Annotated in this window: 16 protein-coding genes; 8 read left to right on the top strand and 8 right to left on the bottom strand. The window is 63.4% G+C overall.

What is annotated here, in order from left to right; genetic code table 11:
* Window positions 1-7 precede the first annotated feature (7 nt).
* The 4 genes from AC2YJX_RS01935 to AC2YJX_RS01950 all read left to right on the top strand — a co-directional run bounded on the left by AC2YJX_RS01935 (window position 8) and on the right by AC2YJX_RS01950 (window position 5,615).
* Complete coding sequence (locus AC2YJX_RS01935) at window positions 8-1,171, top strand: PilT/PilU family type 4a pilus ATPase (RefSeq protein WP_055397852.1); 1,164 nt, start codon at window positions 8-10, stop codon at window positions 1,169-1,171.
* A 163-nt stretch (window positions 1,172-1,334) separates the two neighbouring features.
* Window positions 1,335-2,528 (top strand): succinyl-diaminopimelate desuccinylase, encoded by a 1,194-nt coding sequence (gene dapE / locus AC2YJX_RS01940; RefSeq protein WP_487255133.1) that lies wholly within the window; start codon window positions 1,335-1,337, stop codon window positions 2,526-2,528.
* On the top strand, window positions 2,525-3,460 hold the full coding sequence (gene prmB, locus AC2YJX_RS01945) for a 50S ribosomal protein L3 N(5)-glutamine methyltransferase (protein WP_487255134.1): 936 nt from the start codon (window positions 2,525-2,527) through the stop codon (window positions 3,458-3,460). The genes dapE and prmB overlap by 4 nt, the downstream gene beginning before the upstream one ends.
* A gap of 112 nt (window positions 3,461-3,572) precedes the next feature.
* Window positions 3,573-5,615: an ABC-F family ATP-binding cassette domain-containing protein gene (locus AC2YJX_RS01950; protein WP_487255135.1), complete on the top strand. Its 2,043-nt coding sequence runs from the start codon at window positions 3,573-3,575 to the stop codon at window positions 5,613-5,615.
* Between the two features lie 484 nt (window positions 5,616-6,099).
* On the opposite strand, the gene phbB is transcribed toward AC2YJX_RS01950, so the two are convergent.
* The 3 genes from phbB to AC2YJX_RS01965 all read right to left on the bottom strand — a co-directional run bounded on the left by phbB (window position 6,100) and on the right by AC2YJX_RS01965 (window position 10,140).
* Window positions 6,100-6,837: an acetoacetyl-CoA reductase gene (gene phbB, locus AC2YJX_RS01955; protein ID WP_121420225.1), complete on the bottom strand. Its 738-nt coding sequence runs from the start codon at window positions 6,835-6,837 to the stop codon at window positions 6,100-6,102.
* Between the two features lie 349 nt (window positions 6,838-7,186).
* Window positions 7,187-8,365 (bottom strand): acetyl-CoA C-acetyltransferase, encoded by a 1,179-nt coding sequence (locus tag AC2YJX_RS01960; protein ID WP_121420226.1) that lies wholly within the window; start codon window positions 8,363-8,365, stop codon window positions 7,187-7,189.
* A gap of 74 nt (window positions 8,366-8,439) precedes the next feature.
* Window positions 8,440-10,140, bottom strand: a complete 1,701-nt coding sequence (locus AC2YJX_RS01965) for a PHA/PHB synthase family protein (protein ID WP_487255136.1) — start codon at window positions 10,138-10,140, stop codon at window positions 8,440-8,442.
* A gap of 124 nt (window positions 10,141-10,264) precedes the next feature.
* Between AC2YJX_RS01965 and AC2YJX_RS01970 the strand changes: the two genes are divergently transcribed.
* Window positions 10,265-10,585 (top strand): hypothetical protein, encoded by a 321-nt coding sequence (locus tag AC2YJX_RS01970; protein WP_436129239.1) that lies wholly within the window; start codon window positions 10,265-10,267, stop codon window positions 10,583-10,585.
* Here the strand turns inward: AC2YJX_RS01970 and AC2YJX_RS01975 are convergent.
* The 3 genes from AC2YJX_RS01975 to AC2YJX_RS01985 form a co-directional block, all read right to left on the bottom strand.
* The gene (locus AC2YJX_RS01975) at window positions 10,505-11,380 is read right to left on the bottom strand and encodes a purine nucleoside phosphorylase YfiH/LACC1 family protein (protein ID WP_436129238.1); all 876 of its coding nucleotides are present in this window, start codon (window positions 11,378-11,380) and stop codon (window positions 10,505-10,507) included. The two genes, AC2YJX_RS01970 and AC2YJX_RS01975, sit on opposite strands and share 81 nt — an antisense overlap.
* Window positions 11,377-12,045 (bottom strand): maleylacetoacetate isomerase, encoded by a 669-nt coding sequence (maiA, locus tag AC2YJX_RS01980; RefSeq protein WP_436129237.1) that lies wholly within the window; start codon window positions 12,043-12,045, stop codon window positions 11,377-11,379. The genes AC2YJX_RS01975 and maiA overlap by 4 nt, the downstream gene beginning before the upstream one ends.
* A 101-nt stretch (window positions 12,046-12,146) precedes the next feature.
* Entirely contained in the window at window positions 12,147-12,602 is a 456-nt protein-coding gene (locus tag AC2YJX_RS01985) for a MarR family winged helix-turn-helix transcriptional regulator (RefSeq protein ID WP_055397946.1), read from the bottom strand.
* A gap of 169 nt (window positions 12,603-12,771) precedes the next feature.
* On the opposite strand from AC2YJX_RS01985, the gene AC2YJX_RS01990 reads away from it, so the two are divergent.
* The 3 genes from AC2YJX_RS01990 to AC2YJX_RS02000 all read left to right on the top strand — a co-directional run bounded on the left by AC2YJX_RS01990 (window position 12,772) and on the right by AC2YJX_RS02000 (window position 14,374).
* Window positions 12,772-13,467, top strand: a complete 696-nt coding sequence (locus tag AC2YJX_RS01990; RefSeq protein ID WP_487255137.1) for a fumarylacetoacetate hydrolase family protein — start codon at window positions 12,772-12,774, stop codon at window positions 13,465-13,467.
* A 122-nt stretch (window positions 13,468-13,589) separates the two neighbouring features.
* On the top strand, window positions 13,590-14,141 hold the full coding sequence (locus tag AC2YJX_RS01995; protein WP_055397838.1) for an NUDIX hydrolase: 552 nt from the start codon (window positions 13,590-13,592) through the stop codon (window positions 14,139-14,141).
* Window positions 14,142-14,149: 8 nt separating this feature from the next.
* Window positions 14,150-14,374 carry a DUF1737 domain-containing protein gene (locus AC2YJX_RS02000; RefSeq protein ID WP_487255138.1) on the top strand — a complete coding sequence of 75 codons (225 nt, stop codon included), beginning with the start codon at window positions 14,150-14,152 and terminating at the stop codon, window positions 14,372-14,374.
* 57 nt (window positions 14,375-14,431) lie between these two features.
* Here the strand turns inward: AC2YJX_RS02000 and AC2YJX_RS02005 are convergent, their stop codons facing one another.
* Together AC2YJX_RS02005 and AC2YJX_RS02010 are read right to left on the bottom strand one after the other, a co-directional pair.
* Window positions 14,432-14,830, bottom strand: coding sequence for a collagen-like domain-containing protein (locus tag AC2YJX_RS02005; RefSeq protein WP_055397836.1), 399 nt, complete (start codon window positions 14,828-14,830; stop codon window positions 14,432-14,434).
* A 213-nt stretch (window positions 14,831-15,043) separates the two neighbouring features.
* Window positions 15,044-17,377: a penicillin-binding protein 1A gene (locus AC2YJX_RS02010; RefSeq protein WP_487255139.1), complete on the bottom strand. Its 2,334-nt coding sequence runs from the start codon at window positions 17,375-17,377 to the stop codon at window positions 15,044-15,046.
* Between the last annotated feature and the right edge of the window lie 23 nt (window positions 17,378-17,400).

The raw sequence follows: 17,400 nt of genomic DNA on the forward strand, positions 1-17,400 counted from the left end.
AAACACCATGAGCACGATGGAGCGGATTCTTCGCCTGATGAGCGAAAAGAAGGCATCAGACGTCTACCTGTCGGCCAATGCCCCGGCGCTGATCAAGATCAACGGCGAATGCATCCCGATCAACAACCAGATCCTGCCGCCCGATGCGCCGCGCAACCTGCTCTCCGAAGTGGTTCCTCCAGATCGCATCGAAGAACTGGAGGAAACCGGCGAGCTGAACATGGGCGTGCCGCTCAGCGGTGTGGGCCGCTTCCGTATCAGTGCCATGCGCCAGCGCGGCAGCTACGCGGTGGTGATCCGTTTCATCTCGCAGCAGATTCCCGAATTCGACTCGCTGGGCCTTCCACCCGTGATGCGCGAACTCATCATGGAAAAGCGGGGTCTGATCCTGATGGTCGGCGCCACGGGCTCGGGCAAGAGCACATCCCTGGCGTCGATGATCGACACCCGCAACGAAGCACTCACCGGCCACATCCTCACCATCGAAGACCCGGTCGAGTACCAGTTCAAGAACAAGAAATCCATCGTCAATCAGCGCGAGATCGGCAGTGATACCCAATCGCTGCAGACCGCCCTCAAGAACGCGCTGCGCCAGGCGCCGGATGTGATCCTGATCGGCGAAATCCGCGACCGCGAAACCATGTCGGCCGCAATTGCCTACGCCCAGTCCGGCCACTTGTGTCTGGCCACGCTGCACGGCAACAACAGCTACCACGCGCTCAATCGCATCTTGTCGTTCTATCCCGTCGAAGTGCGTCCCACCATGCTGGGCGACCTGGCATCCGCCCTGAAGGCCATCATCTCCCAACGCCTGGTGCGCACCATCGACGGCAGCCGTGCTCCGGCGGTGGAAGTCATGCTCAACACCAAGCTGGTGTCCGACCTGATCGAAAAAGGCGATTTCTCAGGCGTCAAAGAAGCGATGGAGAAGTCCATGGCCGAAGGTTCGCTGACCTTTGAGGAAGCCCTCGCCCGGTTGATCATGGACTCCAAGATCGACCGCAAGGAAGGCATGGCCTACGCTGACTCGCCTACCAACCTCATGTGGCGCTTGCAAAACGATTTCTCCCTGGCCGCCAATGCCGCCAAGGCGCAAAAGGAAGCGCGGGATGCACCCGACGACGCGCCTTCCTTCACCGAGATCGTGCTGGACGTCAAACCAGCGGCATGAAATGTCTCCGCCCTGAGTCGCCTGCGGCGCCTTCCCCCTGGGGGACGACGCCCTCGCTGCGGGGCGGCCCTTGGCTTGCCGTCTCTCGCCTAGGCCGCGCTGATGCTTACGCTTCGCTCTCTAACTACAGCTGACTGCACGGCCCCATCCCACCGAATCCCCAATGTCCCGTACCCTGCACCTCGCCGAACAGCTCATTTCCCTGCCCTCCTTCACCCCCGAGGATGCGGGCTGCCTGGACCTGCTGGCCGCGCGGCTGGCTCCGCTCGGGTTTGTGTGTGAGCGCCTGGACAGCGGCCCGGCGGACTTTCGTGTCAGCAACTTGTGGGCGAAAAGGCCTGTAGCGCTTGATGGAAAGGCGCAAGCAGCTATTAAAACCATAGTGTTTGCTGGCCACACCGATGTCGTACCCACCGGCCCGCTGGCACAGTGGAGCAGCGACCCGTTTGTGCCTACCCACAAGGACGGCAAGCTCTATGGCCGTGGTGCCAGCGACATGAAAACCTCCATCGCCGCCTTTGTCGTGGCGGTGGAAGAGTTCCTGGCCGCCACGCCCGATCCGCAGATTGCTCTGGCTTTTCTTCTGACCAGCGACGAGGAAGGCCCCTCGGTGGATGGCACCAAGGTCGTGGTCGAGAAACTCAAGGCACGTGGTGAAAAGCTCGATTACTGCATCGTGGGAGAACCCACATCCGTCGAAAAAACGGGTGACATGATCAAGAACGGGCGGCGCGGCACGCTCAGTGGCAAGCTCTCTGTGCGCGGTATTCAGGGGCACATTGCCTACCCGCAACTGGCCCGCAACCCCATTCACCAGGCCCTGCCCGCACTCACGGAGCTGGCGGCCACGGTGTGGGACGAGGGCAACGCGTTTTTCCCGCCCACCAGCTGGCAGATCAGCAACATGCACGGCGGCACGGGTGCCTCCAATGTGATTCCGGGAGAGGTCGTGATCGACTTCAACTTCCGCTTCTCGACTGAATCCACTGCCGAAGGCCTGCAGCAGCGTGTGCACGCCGTGCTGGACCGCCAGGGCCTGGAATACGACCTGCGCTGGACGCTGGGCGGCCAGCCGTTTTTGACAACCCCCGGTGAACTGGTGGGCGCCGTGCAGCAGGCCATCACTGCAGAGACCGGGCTGACCACCGAACTCTCCACCACGGGCGGAACCAGCGACGGCCGTTTCATTGCCCAGGTGTGCCCCCAGGTGATTGAACTCGGCCCTCCCAACGCCAGCATCCACAAGATCGACGAGCACATCGTCGTGGCCGACATTGACCCCCTCAAGAACATCTACCGCCGCACGCTGGAAAACCTGCATGCGCAGGCCCTGGCCGCCGATGGAGTGCCAGCATGAACACACCACAACAGTACCCCACCGTCGCGGGCGATACCGTGGGTGCCCTGGTCGAATCGGGTGCGCAGTGCCTTGCCGCAGCAGGCGTCTCCTTTGGCCACGGCACCACCAATGCCCACGACGAAGCCGCTTGGCTGGTGCTCTGGCGTCTAGGGCTGCCGCTGGACAGTGATCTGTCGGAAGCCCCCGATTCCATGAAGAATCAGCCCGTAGCACCCGCCGATCAAGCGCTGGTAGCTACTCTTTTTGAAGAGCGCATCCGCACCCGCAGGCCCGCCGCCTATCTCACACAAGAGGGCTGGCTGCAGGGTGTACCGTTCTACGTGGACGAACGCGCCATCGTGCCGCGCAGCTTCATTGCCGAACTGCTGGTCGATGGGGGGGCTGACGAGTACCTGAGCGACCACACCCGCCAGGTGCTGGACCTGTGCACGGGTAACGGCAGCCTGGCCGTGCTGGCGGCCATGGCCTGGCCCGAGGTGCAAGTGACGGGCGCCGACATATCGCCCGACGCGCTGGCGGTAGCCCGCATCAACGTGGACAAACACGGCCTGCAAGACCGCATCCAGCTGCAGCCGTCCGATGGCCTGGCTGCCCTGCCCGGCCCCTGGGACCTGATCCTGTGCAATCCGCCCTACGTGAATGCGGCCAGCATGGCCGCCTTGCCCGCCGAATACCGTGCCGAGCCCGAGCTGGCCCTGGCCGGAGGCAACGATGGCATGGACTTTGTGCGCCAGCTGTTTGCCGCTGCTCCCGCCTGCATGAGTGAGGATGCAGTGATCATTCTGGAGATTGGCAACGAACGCGCTTACTTCGAGGCCGCTTTCCCCCAACTGCCTGTTTTCTGGCTCGATACCAGTGCAGGTGAAGACCAGGTTTTGCTGGTGACTCGGCAGGCCTTGGCCGCCCAAAGCCGGCTCACGGCACAATAGAGGGTTGCGCGCCACCGGCTTGTTGCATCCCTTGGATGGTTTGCAACAGCCTTGGCCCCCTGCTTTTTCACGCCACCCGCCCAGTGCGGGTGCGCTTTTTTCTGAGTTCCGGATGATCACCCTCAAGAACGTTACCCTGCGACGCGGCGCCAAAGTCGTGCTCGACAGCGTTTCCGCCACCATCAACCCCGGCGAAAGCGTAGGCCTTGTGGGCCGCAATGGCGCGGGCAAGTCGAGCCTGTTTGCCTTGCTCAGCGGCAAACTGCACGAAGACGGGGGAGATTTCTACATCCCCACCAGCTGGCGCATGGCGGAGGTCGCGCAGAACATGCCCGAAACCGACCAGTCGGCCACTGACTTTGTGTTGGAGGGTGACACGCGTCTGGCCGAGGTCCAGCAACAGTTGCTCGACGCAGAGGCCAGCGACGACGGCATGGCCATCGCGCATGCCTATTCCGACTTGCACGACGCGGGAGCCCACGATGCCGTGGCACGTGCACAGGCACTGATTCTGGGCCTGGGCTTTCGCGTCAGCGAACTGGACCAACCCGTCAACAGCTTCTCGGGTGGCTGGCGCATGCGCCTGCAACTGGCCCGCGCACTGATGTGCCCCAGCGATTTGCTGCTGCTGGACGAGCCCACCAACCACTTGGACTTGGACGCCCTGGTCTGGCTCGAAGCCTGGCTCAAGCGCTACGCGGGCACCATGATCGTGATCAGCCATGACCGCGAGTTTCTGGACGCTATCACCAACGTCACCCTGCAAATCCAGCAAGGCGAGTTGAACCGTTACGGTGGCAACTACAGCAAGTTCGAAGAGCTGCGCGCCCAGCAGCTTGAACTGCAACAGGCCAGCTTCTCCAAACAGCAGGAGAAGATGGCCCACCTGCAGAAGTTCATCGACCGCTTCAAGGCCAAGGCCAGCAAGGCCAAGCAGGCGCAAAGCCGCGTCAAGCAGCTCGAACGCATGGAAAAGATTGGCCCCGTGCTGGCCGAGGCGGACTTCACCTTCGAGTTCAAGGAACCTGCCAATCTGCCAAACCCGATGCTGGCTATCAGCGATGCATCATTTGGCTATGTGGACGACGAGGGCACGCCCACCACCATCCTCACCGGCGTCAACCGCTCGGTGCTGGCGGGCCAGCGCATCGGCATCCTGGGTGCCAACGGCCAGGGCAAGTCCACGCTGGTCAAAACCATTGCCCGCACCATGAAGCCCCTGGGCGGCAGCGTGACCGAAGGCAAGGGCCTGAACATCGGCTACTTTGCCCAGCAGGAATTGGACGTGTTGCGCCCCAACGAGAACCCGCTGGAGCACATGATCCGCCTGGCCAAGGAACTGGGCCCCGACATCAAGCAACCCAGCCGCGAGCAAGACCTGCGCAGCTATCTGGGCACGTTCAACTTCACGGGCGACATGGTCAAGCAGGCCGTGGGCACCATGAGCGGTGGCGAAAAAGCCCGCCTCGTGCTGGCCATGATCGTCTGGCAGCGTCCCAACCTGCTGCTGCTCGACGAACCTACCAACCACCTCGACTTGGCGACCCGCGAGGCCCTGGCCATGGCGCTCAACGACTTCGACGGCACCGTCATGCTGGTCAGCCACGACCGTTCGCTGCTGCGCTCGGTCTGCGAGGACTTCTGGATGGTAGGCCGGGGCGTTGTGGGGCCCTTCGATGGCGATCTGGACGACTACCAGCGCTACCTGCTCGAAGAGTCCAAACGCCTTCGCGAAGAGGCACGCCTGGCCGAGCAGGCACAGGTCTCGGTGGCAAGCTCCACGGCCCCCAAGGCCAACGCACCTTCAGCGGCAGCAAATCCCGCTCCTGTCGCCGCCCTGGTGCCCACACCGGCCTCCGCTACAACACCTTCAAGGGACGGGCGAGAACAACGCAAGCTGGATGCCCAGGCGCGCCAGCAACAAGCCGAAAAAACCCGGCCGCTCAAAAAAGAGCTGGAGCAGATCGACAAGCGCCTGGCGACGCTGGCTGGCGAACGGGCTGCGCTCGAGCACAAGCTCACCCAGGCCCTACCCCCGGCCGAGATCGCCGAGTGTGGCCGCGCCCTGAAGGCAGGCAATGATGAGACGGCCCAACTGGAAGAACGCTGGCTGGAAATTTCTTCGGAACTGGAAGAAATCTCGGCAGCGGCATAGGCCAAAAATGTAAATTCATGTAATCACAAAGTGATCTTTTTCGACCCTTGCGCTTATCCAGCAATGATTTTTAGCTATTATTTTTGATAGCGGTGTAGAGATAAATCTGCGGGCACTTACGGTTGCATTTTTTGCGAGACGCTGTCAACGGACAGTAGATGGGCCGCGTTGTTGGTACATCACAGGAGTTTTCCAGCATGAATACCACCGCAATCTTGTCCGCTTGGCCCGAAGACGAACGCGATCGCAAGCGCGCTCCCGCCCGCTTCTGAAGGAGTGACAGCCAGCTTCCCGCTTCAAGCGCCCATCCAATGCCAGCCGCAAAATCAAAGCACAAAGCGTACCAAGGTACCCGTTGTGTTTCCGCCAAACGGCCCATTTCATAGGCTCCTCGAAGCAAGATAACCGGCAACCCCTTCCCTCTTGCTCCTCCAACAAAAAACCCCGCATTGCGGGGTTTTTTGTTTTTCCAAGCCTTCGGGCATCAACCCATGTGCAGGCCACCGTTGACCGAAAAATCGGCACCGGTCGCGTAGCCACCTTCATCCGAAGCAAGCCACGCAATGATGGAAGCGATTTCGCTGGGTTCACCGAGGCGCTTGACGGGAACCGTGGCAACGATCTTTTCAAGCACATCGGGGCGGATCGCCTTGACCATGTCGGTGCCGATGTAGCCGGGGCTCACCGTATTGACCGTCACGCCCTTGGTCGCCAGCTCCTGCGCCAGGGCCATCGAAAAGCCATGCATGCCCGCCTTGGCCGCCGAGTAGTTGGTCTGGCCCGCCTGGCCCTTTTCACCGTTCACCGAGCTGATGTTGATGATACGGCCCCAGCCCTTTTCCACCATGTCGGCCACCACCTGCTTGGTGACGTTGAACATGCTGTTGAGGTTGGTTTCAATCACCGCGTCCCAGTCTTCGCGCGACATCTTGAGGAACATGCGGTCGCGGGTGATGCCAGCGTTGTTCACCAGCACGTCGATGGTGCCGTGCTCGGCCTTGGTCTTGCCAAAGGCTTCTACCGTGGAATCCCAGTCGCCCACATTGCCCACCGACGCATAGAAGGTGTAGCCCAGGGCTTTCTGCTCGGCCAGCCACTTGGCATGGTCACGGGTAGGGCCACAACCTGCGATGACCTTGAAGCCCTCCTTGTGCAGGCGCTGGCAAATGGCAGTCCCGATGCCGCCCATGCCGCCGGTGACGTATGCAACTTTCTGGCTCATGTGATTTCTCCTTGTTAGTGATTTGCTCAACAGCCACTCTACCGAAGAAATCTACCGCCGCCGTGAAGGAAAACACTGAAGCCCTTTTCTTTTTGGCATATCGGCATGCGTCACACGCCTTACGCGCTATGTGTCTCGGCAGAGTCACAGTTTTGGTGCAAGCCAGAGCCTTCCAACGATCCCATAGAAACATCTTGCAACCACCTGCGCACGCCGAAGTGGGGCCACGGCGGCCATACGTTCACCCTGAAGCCAGACATAAAAAAGCCGCGTCGTAACGCGGCTTCGATTTTTGGCCTTGCACCTGAGAAACGGCTGAACCGCAGGTGCAAACAGGCGCAGGGGCTTGTTAGCGCTCCAAGGCCAGGGACACGCCCATGCCGCCACCAATACACAGCGCCGCCAAGCCCTTCTTGGCATCGCGGCGCTGCATTTCGTGCAGCAGCGTTACTAGGATGCGACAGCCGGAAGCGCCGATGGGGTGGCCGATGGCGATGGCACCGCCGTTCACGTTCACCTTGGCAGGGTCAATCCCCAATTCCTTGTTCACCGCGCAGGCTTGTGCGGCAAAGGCTTCGTTCAGCTCGAACAGATCCACATCGGCAGCGTTCCAGCCTGCGCGCTGCAGGGCCTTGCGTGACGCTGGCACCGGGCCCATGCCCATGGTGGCGGGATCGAGTCCGCTGGTGCCGAATGCAGCGATGCGTGCCAGGGGCTTGAGGCCCAGGGCTGCAGCTTTCTTAGCGGTCATCACCACCACAGCGGCTGCGCCGTCGTTCAGGCCCGATGCGTTGCCCGCCGTCACGCTGCCGGCCTTGTCGAATGCGGGGCGCAGGCCTGCCAGCGCTTCGGCGTTGGTCTTGCGGTTGAGGTATTCGTCGGCGTTGAACAGGATGGGGTCGCCCTTCTTCTGCGCCAGGCTCACACCCACGATTTCGTCCACAAACTTGCCTGCGTCTTGTGCAGCTGCTGCCTTTTGCTGACTGCCCAATGCCAGGGCATCCTGCATATCGCGCGTGATGCCATAGGCCTTGGCCACGTTTTCAGCGGTGATACCCATGTGGTACTGGTTGTACACGTCCCACAAGCCGTCCACGATCATGGTGTCGATCAGCTTCCAGTCACCCATGCGCTGGCCATCGCGCGAGCCGGGCAGTACATGGGGCGCCATGCTCATGCTCTCTTGGCCGCCAGCCACGACAATCTCGCTGTCTCCCCAGGCCACAGCCTGCGCAGCCAGCATCACGGCCTTCAAGCCTGAGCCGCACACCGCGTTGATCGTGAGCGCAGGAGTTTCCTTGGCCACACCAGCCTTCATGGAAGCCTGCCGGGCGGGGTTCTGGCCCACGCCAGCGGCCAGCACCTGGCCCATGATGACTTCACCAATCTGGTCGGACGAGAGGCCCGCGCGCGCGATGGCTTCGCGGATCACGATGGCGCCCAGTTCGGTCGCAGGCGTCTTGGCCAGCGCACCACCAAACTTGCCCACAGCAGTGCGGGCGGCCGAAACGATGACGATGTCTTCCATGGAATGTCCTTGTGGTTGGAGGTTGTTGGTTGCTTGGTAATTCTCGCAGTGCTGAAAGTCAGGACTTTTGCGTATCAGGCTTTCTGCTTCACGTAGCTGCCAGGTGCGGGCTCGATGGCCTTGAACTTGGTGCCCTTGCCATAGCTCTTGGGCGCTGCAATCTGCTTGCCTGCATGGCCTTTGAGCCAGCCGGCCCAGTCGGTCCACCAGCTGCCGGGGTGCTCGGTAGCGCCGTCCAGCCATTGGTCGAGCGTGGCGGGCAGCTTGCCGTCGGCGCGGATCCAGTGGCTGCGCTTGCCTTTGGCGGGCGGGTTGATGACGCCCGCAATGTGGCCCGAGGCACCCATCACAAAGCGCTTCTTGCCGGGTAGCACCTGGGTGGACGCATAGGCGGCGTTGATGGGCACGATGTGGTCTTCGCGCGAGCCGTAGATGTACACGGGCAGGTCGAGGTTGCCCAAATCCATCTTCTCTCCACACACGGTGAGCTTGCCCGGTTGGACGAGGTTGTTTTCAAGGTAGAAATTGCGCAGGTACCAAGCGTAAAACGGGCCTGGCAGGTTGGTGCTGTCGCTGTTCCAGTACAGCAGGTCGAACGGGGGCGGCGTTTCGCCCTTGAGGTAGTTGCCCACCACGTAGTTCCACACGAGGTCATTGGGGCGCAGAAAACTGAAGGTCGAGGCCAGGTCCTGCCCCTTCATGAGGCCCCCCTTGCCCATCTGCATCTCGCGGAACTTCACGAAAGCCTCGTCGATGAACACATCGAGGATGCCGGTGTCGGTGAAGTCGATCAGCGTGGTGAGGAAAGTGGCGCTGGCCACGGGCTCATCGCCGCGTGCTGCCAGCACGGCCAGCGCATTGCTCAGGATGGTGCCGCCCACGCAAAAACCCAGCGCGTTGATCTGGTCGGCGCCAGTGATGTTTTGTACCACGTCGATGGCGGCCATGGCGCCGTCTTCCACGTAATCGTCCCAGGTCTTGTGGGCGAGGCTGTCGTCAGGGTTGCGCCAGCTGACCACAAAGGTCCGGTGGCCTTGCTCAACGGCGTAGCGGATCAGCGAGTTCTCGGGCTGCAGGTCGAGGATGTAGAACTTGTTGATGCACGGCGGCACGAGCAGGAAGGGCCGCTCGTACACCTTGGCGGTCAGCGGCTTGTATTCGAGCAACTGGAACAACTCGTTCTCAAACACCACCGCGCCTTCGGTAGTGGCCACGTTGCGCCCCACCTCGAACAGGCTTTCGTCGGTCATCGACACATGGCCCTGTGTGATGTCGTGCAGCAGGTTCTGCATGCCTTTGGCAATGCTCTCGCCCTTGGTCTCGATGGCTTTTTTCTGTGCTTCGGCGTTGAAGGCCAGGAAGTTGCTGGGTGCCATGGCAGCCATCCACTGCTCCACGCCAAAGCGGATGCGTGCCTTGGTCTTTTCGTCGGCCTCCACCGCGTCGGCCAGCCCCATGAGGGTGCGGGCATTGAGCAGGTAGGCTGCGGCTGAGAACGCAGCAACGGGGTTGCTCGCCCAGCCCTCGCCGGAGAAGCGGCGGTCCTTGACTTCGGGGGTTCCCTGCAGGCCCTGGGCCCAGAGTTCCTGCGCGTCTTTCAGGTACTGCTGCTGCAGGGACTGCAGTTTGGTGGGCGAAAATTTCAGGGGTGGTGCTGCAGGAACCTGGGTGCCCATGTCCAGCTTCTGGAACGACTGCAGCGCCTGCGACCAGCTTTGCCCGAAAATCTTCTGGAACTGCTCGGCGCTCTCGGCCCAGGGTGATTCAGAATTCATGCTCTTTCCTCAGTGATTGGTCGCTCGCAGCGGCAAAGCTTCTGGTTTTTTATCTCTCGGGTTCATTGTTGCCGAGCCCTTTGCACATGGCAACGGATTCAACGCTTGCACTGAACACAAACCAATGTACCTCATCGTCATCGCCTGGACCTACGTCACCCTCATGATGGCGGTGGCCGAAGCCACCAGCCCCAACGGCACCGTGCTCGGCGCCGTGATCACCTTTGCGCTGTATGGCATGCTGCCCATGGGCATTCTGGTGTACATCCTTGGCACTCCTTCGCGCAAGCGGGCAATCAAGGCACGCGAGGCCGCAGAGCAGGCGGCCTACGATGCGGAGCAAGCCGCAGCCACTGCCACGGGCTCAGCTGCGCCAGATGCAGGCGGCGAAGCGCCCGCTAGCGCCGAGGGCCCCACTGTCGCGGCGGTGCGAAAAGAACCGTGAAGCGTTGGTTACGGTGCACCAAGGCGATGTGCCATCGTTGCCGTGGATGTGGGTGATCCCCAGCGCCTGCAGCCGCAGTCGAGCCAGTCCAGCCAGGTCGCACAGGTATTTGCCTTTGGCTCTGCCGCTGGGCACAAAACACGCCTCTGAAGCCGGGTTCGCCTCGCAAAATGCCGCGCGCACCTCGGCCCCCACTTCAAAGGCCTGCGGGCCAATACAGGGACCCAGCCAGACCAGGGTGTCCTGGGCGAACGTTTGGGCAGGATCGTTTGCTTCTATTTTGATAGCATTTAGCGCTTTTCCATCCAGCGCCAGGGCCTCAAAACGCTTGAAAACCGATTCCAGTACTCCCTGCCCGCCCACTCCGGCCAGCCCGCGCCAGCCTGCATGCGCCGCCGCCACCACACGGCCTGAACGGTGTGCGAGCAGCACCGGCAGGCAGTCCGCCACCATGATGGTGCAGGCCACACCGGGCGCGGTGGCCACGCAGGCATCGGCGTCGATGCCATCGGGTGTGCTGCTGTCCAGGTGCACCACGCCATCGCCGTGTACTTGGTTCAGAAACACCGCCCGTGTGCCATTCACCACCGCACCGACCGTGGATTGCAGCCGCATGCGGTTGGTGTGCACAGCGGCCAGGTCATCGCCCACGTGGGTCCCCAGATTCAGGCTGTCATAGGGTGGCAGGCTCACGCCCCCCGTGCGTGTGGTGCACAGTGCAAACACACCCCCGGGCGCGGGCCAGTCGGGCACCAGACAGTCGGCCGCCGCCAGAGGGCCTTCGTGCGGGGTCAAGCTTCGTGGTCCGGGCAGGCGGAAGGCTGGGCCTTCTGGAAGGCGGGCAACGCCATGCAGGCGTCGAATGCCCCCATCGTGAGTGGCAGGCCACCGAGGTCCACGTTGAAACGCTGGCCGTTGAAGATTTGCGGCACCAGGCAGCAGTCGGCCAGCGTGGGGGTGTCGCCCCAGCACAGCACGGAGGGAGGCAGGCCCTGGGTTTCGCGCTCTTGCGCCAACAGTGCCAGCTGGCGCTCAAAGGCCTCCAGCCCGCTGCGCACCCAGTGGTGGTACCACGCGTTCTTGGCCCCCTCGTCCACCTTCAGCTCGCGCACCAGGTACTTGAGAACGCGCAGGTTGTTGATGGGATGGATTTCGCACGCCACCATCTGCGCCAGCGCACGCACGTGCGCCCGCGCCAGGGGCGTGGCAGGCAGCAGCGCGGGCGTAGGGTGGGTTTCCTCCAGGTATTCGATGATGGCCATCGACTGGGACAGCGCCGCTCCGTCATCGGTCACGAGCGTGGGTACCAGCGCATCGCCGATGCGGCTGGCGTACGCCGGGGCCTGGTGCTCACCCTTGACGAGGTGCACGGGGATGTAGTCGTAAGGCAAGCCCTTGATCTGCAGCACGATGCGCACACGGAACGAGGCGGAGGAACGGAAGTAGTTGTAGAGCTGCATGCAGAAAATACGTTGTGAAAGGGGACGTTTCAAAGCGTGACAGTGGGGCCCCACACTACCGCGGGCGCTGAATGGGCAAGCCTCGGGGCCGCCCGGGTCCGTCAGGCGCCCGAGGCCCCTGCCGGGTCCTGATGGTTGTAGACAACCTTGGACAGGATGGCCATCAGATCGACGCGCTCCTGCGCGTTGAGTGGCGCCATCAGCCGCTCCTGCACACGCTGGGCGGCATCACGCATCTGCAGCGCGGCCACCTCGCCCTCGGGGGTGATCCACAGCAGTTTGCGGCGGCGGTCGCGGGTGTCGGGCTCGCGGCGGATCCAGCCGCGTTTTTCGAGCCGCCCAATTACCGAGCCCGATGTGGCAGCGTCGAACGCCACGCGGGACGCCAGCGTGACCTGGTCTTCACCGGGCCGCGCCAGCAGCTCGTGCAGGATGGCGAACTGCACCGGCGTCACGTCAAACCCCGCAGTCTCTTCCATGAAAAGCGCCACGGTTCGCTGGTGGGCACGGCGCACCAGGTGGCCTGGCGTGTTGTGGAAATCGAAGCTCTTTGCCATGGGCGCGAGTGTAGCGCCCCCCAGCAGGCGGCCCGCGCCCATGGCACACTGCCACACCGAGGGCGCGCAGGGTCCACCCCGGGGTTTTTGCGACACAGTCCTTGCCCTGGCATCCGCGCCGTCCGGCAACCATTCATTTCCATTGAACCCAGAAATTCGAGAGGCTGACATGAGCTACGTGTTTTCTCCCGCCACCGTGGCCAGCGTGCCCGTGGTGGGCAGCGGCGACCGCTTTCCCGTACACCGCATTTATTGCGTGGGCCGCAACTATGAAGAGCATGCCAAGGAAATGGGCTTCACCGGCCGCGAGCCACCCTTCTTCTTCATGAAGCCCGCCGATGCCATCGTGGTGGTCAACGCGGGCGAAACGGGCCAGCTGCCCTACCCCAGCCTCACCGCCAACCTGCACCACGAGATCGAACTGGTCGTGGCCATCGGCAAGGGTGGCAAAAACATCAAGGCCGCCGACGCATTGGCACACATCTATGGCTATGCCGTGGGCCTGGACATGACACGCCGCGACCTGCAGAACGACATGAAAAAACAGGGCCGCCCCTGGTGCATCGGCAAGGGCTTTGATGCCAGCGCGCCCATTGGCCCCATCACCCCGGCTGCCCAGGCTGGCGACGTGGCCAACGCGCCCATCTGGCTGCAGGTCAACGGCGCCGACCGCCAGCGCAGCACCGTCACCCAGCTGATCTGGAACATTGCCGAAACCATCGAACACCTATCGGCCGCGTGGGAGCTGCAGCCCGGCGACCTAATCTACACCGGTACCCCCGAAGGCGTGGGCGCCGTGGAGCGCGGCGATGTGCTGGAGGGTGGTGTCGTAGGCCTGGGCACGCTGCGCTTGAGCGTGGTGTAACGCCCTGGCCGGGGCGCCGCGGGGCCCCAGTCTGGACGCACAGCCCCTGCACTATGCTTTTCATAGCTGCTTGCGCTTATAGAACAAGCGCTGGCAGCCGATTTGATTCGAAAAATCCTCCGATGACCTTCCGCAGCCCCATCAAACACTGCCGCGCCTGTGGCACCGCCGTGGTCTACCGCCTGCCGGACGACGGCGACACCAAACAGCGCGCGGTGTGCCCCGTCTGCAACACGGTGCACTACGAGAACCCGCTCAACGTGGTGGGCACGGTGCCCGCACTGCCCGATGGCCGCATCCTGCTGTGCAAGCGCAATATCGAACCCCGCTGGGGCAAGTGGACCCTGCCCGCAGGCTTCATGGAGCTGGACGAAACCACGGCCCAGGGCGCCGCGCGAGAAACAGACGAAGAGGCTGGCGCCCAGATTGAAATGGGCCCACTGTTCAGCCTGCTGAATGTGCGCCGTGTGGGCCAGGTACACCTGTTTTATCGCGCCACGCTGCTGAGCGACCAGTTCAACCCCGGCTACGAGACCATCGAGGCGCGTCTGTTTGCCGAAGACGAGGTGCCCTGGGACGAGCTGGCCTTCCGCACCGTGAAGGAAACCCTGGAATGCTACTTTGCCGACCGCAAGGCGGGCGCCATGGGTATGCACTTCATTGACATCGAATAGGCCGTGGGATGACTGCCACTACCACCTCCACGTCCCCTGCCCCGGCCAGCACACCTCCCGATGGCCTGACAGCCTACCGCTTGCTCACAGGCCCTGATGACGCCAGCTTTTGCCGCCGTGTCAGCGACGCGCTGGCACTGGGCTACCGGTTGTACGGATCCCCCGCCGCCACGTTCAACGGCCAGAACGTGATCGTGGCGCAGGCCATTGTGTGGCCTGGCACAGTGGTCTGACCTCCGCCCGTCCGACGCATCGCCGGTCGCGGGCCGTCAGCCGCCGAGCGCGCCGTGTCACGGCTTGGCGGGTATGACGATGACGGTACTGCCGTCGCCCGAGGTTCCGGTATTACCGGTGTTGCCCTTGCTACCAGTGTTGCCGGTGTTGCCCTTGGCACCCGTGGCACCTGTATCCCCCTGGTAGCCCGTGGCGCCTTGCATGCCGGTAGCACCCGTGCTGCCCTGGCCGCCTGTGGCCCCGGTGGACCCCATGCTGCCCGTAGCCCCTGTGTAACCCGTGTTTCCCTGGTTGCCCGTGGCTCCGGTGGCTCCGGTATAGCCGGTGTCACCGGTCTTGCCGGTATATCCCGTATTGCCGGTATTGCCCTGCGCTCCCGGGGGGCCCATGGGGCCGGTGCAGGCGCCGAGGGTGAGGGTGGCCAGCACAAGCAAGGTGGTGGTAATCGTTTTCATGGTGAGTCCTTTGGCGTTGCATGCAGTCCAACAACGACTGCATGGGCCAATGTGCGGGCCCCACCATGAAAGGTCTGTTCGTTTACGCGCATAAGCCAGGCGCCAGCCGCACCATGGAGTGACTGGCGACGCCGTCCTACAACGTCAAAGTTGGCAGCGTTGTGCAACGCTTCGGTGGCTTGGGGTGCGCAGGCCCACCCCGCCGCTTCGCACCTACCCGCCCACCCGCTCCTCGGCTGGCACAGGCGGCCGGGACGAACCAGCAGGGTCCGTGGTGACCGGTGGCAGCCCATCACCGCTGGGCCGTGGCGGAGTGCCGGGCCAGGGGGCCGGTGCAGAGGGGGATTGCGCATCCCCTCCGAACAGGCCCCGGATCCATTCCCGCATCGCGCCCAGTGATCCATCCGCCGGTGGCGGGGGGGTATCCACAAACTCGTCTACAAAGCGGTCATTCCCGTTGATCGCCCTGGTGCGAATGGCCTGCTGCATGAACTCGCCCACCATGGGCAACGCGCTGCGCGCCCCTTGCCCCCAAGCATCGCTGCGCAGCGTGATGCGGCCGTCGTTGAAACCCGCCCAGGCACCCGCCACAACGCGCGCGTGCATGAGGATGAACCAGCCGTCGGTGTTGTCCTGCGTGGTGCCGGTCTTGCCCGCCACATCGGCCTGGATGCCATAGCGGGTGCGGATTGCGGTGGCCGTGCCCCGGTCGATGGCGCCGCGCATGGTATTGCGCAAGGTCTGCGCGGCGCGTGGCTCGAAAACCGTTTCAGGGGCAGACGGCGCAAAAGTCTCCAGCACCTTGCCGTGGCGGTCCTCGATGCGGGTAATCAGCACGGGCTCCACATAGCGGCCCAGATTGGCGATGGAGCTGTAGGCCGTCACCATTTCCTTCAGGGTGACCGGGCTGGTGCCGAGCGCCAGAGATGGCACCTCTTCCAGCGGCGACTGGCGCACCCCCAGGGCCCGGGCCACCTCGGCCACGCGGGCCGGGCCCACCTGCTGCATGACCTGTGCGGTGATGGTGTTCTTGGAAAACGCCAGACCATCGGCCAGCGTCATGGGCTGGTCGCTGGGCGGGCCGCCATCGGTGGGGCGCCAGACGCGGCCTCCGCCCAGGGGGATTTCTACGGGCCCGTCCATCAGCGTGTCGCTGGGCGACGCGCCACTGGCAAACGCCGCGCCATACACAAAGGGCTTGAACGTGGAGCCGGGCTGGCGCCGCGCCGCCTGCACATGGTCGAACGGGTCTTGCGCAAAGTCGCGGCTGCCCACCCACGCCAGCACATGGCCGGTGACCGGGTCCTGCGCCAGAAAACCGGCCTGCACGCGCGTCTTCTCGGCGCGCAGTTTCTGCAGGAAGGCGGTGTCATCCAGCAGCGCCTGCAAGGCCTCTTCCGGGGTCTGGCCCTTGTCCACGGCGTTGCGGTATTCGGGGCTTTCGCGCACCAGCGTCTGCACCAGCTCGCTCTTCGGGCCCCAGCCATTGCGCTGGGACCAGGCGGTGTCGGCCACGCCCTGCAGCTGGCGCCCCTGGCGCGCCACGGCCTGGTTGGCAATGGCCTGCAGGCGCGAGTCGATGGTGGTGCGGATCACCAGGCCATCGGCATACAGGTTGTAGCCATGGCTGTCGGCCCACTCGATGAGCTGCTTGCGCAACTGCATCGCAAAGTGGGGCGCGGGGCCCATGACCTCGGTCTGACGCTCGAAATTGACGCGCAGCGGGCGTTTTTGCAGGGCCTCCAGCTGCTTTTCTTCGAGCTTGCCGCGCTTGACCATTTGCGACAGCACGGTGTTGCGCCGTGCCTGGGCACGCTCGGGGTTGAGCACGGGGTTGTAGTAGGCCGTGCCCTTGAGCATGCCGATCAGCGTTGCGCTTTCCAGCACGTTGAGCTTGTCGGCCGACTTGTCGAAATACGTGCGCGCGGCCATCTCGATACCGTAAGCGTTGTAGAGGAACGGCACGGTGTTGAGGTAAGTCTCCAGGATCTCGTCCTTGGTGTACGACGCCTCGATCTTGAGCGCGGTGATCGCCTCCTTGAGCTTGCGCGTGAGGGCCTGTGGGAACACGCGCGAGCGCCCGATCTCCTCCGGAAACAGGTTGCGTGCCAGCTGCTGCGTGATGGTGGAGCCACCCTGAGGGTCCCCGCGCAGCGTGTGCACCACCGACGATGCCGTGCGCCGCCAGTCCAGACCAAAGTGGTCGTAAAAACGGTGGTCTTCGGTGGCGATGAGGGCGTTCACCACGTTGGGCGATATCTGGCTCAACTCCACCCATTCGCGGTTGGCCCAGCGGTATTCGGCCAGCAGCTTGCCGTCCACCGACATGAGCTGCGCGGGCAGCTCGCTTTTGGCCTTGCGGATGTCACTGATGGAGGGGGTGAACGGGATCAGCACCAGCGTGTAGACCAGCACGGCGGCAGGCACCGCCAGGGCTCCCCACATCAGCGCGCGGCGCAGCGGGCGAGGCATCCAGGCGAACAGGCCGGCCAGCCAGCGGAACAGGGCCGCCGCGCGGGCCTGAAAGGAAAGCAGCAATGTGCGCATCAAAAACTCAGAGAAAGGGGAGA

Source organism: Acidovorax sp. SRI_002 (genome assembly GCF_057586455.1).

Bases quoted from the DNA above. Each gene is read 5' to 3' on its own strand.
- AC2YJX_RS01965 (WP_487255136.1), bottom strand. From the start codon at position 10,140: ATGAATTCTGAATCACCCTGGGCCGAGAGCGCCGAGCAGTTCCAGAAG.
- phbB (WP_121420225.1), bottom strand. From the start codon at position 6,837: ATGAGCCAGAAAGTTGCATACGTCACCGGCGGCATGGGCGGCATCGGG.
- prmB (WP_487255134.1), top strand. From the start codon at position 2,525: ATGAACACACCACAACAGTACCCCACCGTCGCGGGCGATACCGTGGGT.
- AC2YJX_RS01950 (WP_487255135.1), top strand. From the start codon at position 3,573: ATGATCACCCTCAAGAACGTTACCCTGCGACGCGGCGCCAAAGTCGTG.
- AC2YJX_RS02005 (WP_055397836.1), bottom strand. From the start codon at position 14,830: ATGAAAACGATTACCACCACCTTGCTTGTGCTGGCCACCCTCACCCTC.
- AC2YJX_RS01985 (WP_055397946.1), bottom strand. From the start codon at position 12,602: ATGGCAAAGAGCTTCGATTTCCACAACACGCCAGGCCACCTGGTGCGC.
- AC2YJX_RS01990 (WP_487255137.1), top strand. From the start codon at position 12,772: ATGAGCTACGTGTTTTCTCCCGCCACCGTGGCCAGCGTGCCCGTGGTG.
- AC2YJX_RS01970 (WP_436129239.1), top strand. From the start codon at position 10,265: ATGTACCTCATCGTCATCGCCTGGACCTACGTCACCCTCATGATGGCG.
- AC2YJX_RS01935 (WP_055397852.1), top strand. From the start codon at position 8: ATGAGCACGATGGAGCGGATTCTTCGCCTGATGAGCGAAAAGAAGGCA.
- AC2YJX_RS01960 (WP_121420226.1), bottom strand. From the start codon at position 8,365: ATGGAAGACATCGTCATCGTTTCGGCCGCCCGCACTGCTGTGGGCAAG.
- AC2YJX_RS01995 (WP_055397838.1), top strand. From the start codon at position 13,590: ATGACCTTCCGCAGCCCCATCAAACACTGCCGCGCCTGTGGCACCGCC.
- dapE (WP_487255133.1), top strand. From the start codon at position 1,335: ATGTCCCGTACCCTGCACCTCGCCGAACAGCTCATTTCCCTGCCCTCC.
- AC2YJX_RS02010 (WP_487255139.1), bottom strand. From the start codon at position 17,377: ATGCGCACATTGCTGCTTTCCTTTCAGGCCCGCGCGGCGGCCCTGTTC.
- maiA (WP_436129237.1), bottom strand. From the start codon at position 12,045: ATGCAGCTCTACAACTACTTCCGTTCCTCCGCCTCGTTCCGTGTGCGC.
- AC2YJX_RS02000 (WP_487255138.1), top strand. From the start codon at position 14,150: ATGACTGCCACTACCACCTCCACGTCCCCTGCCCCGGCCAGCACACCT.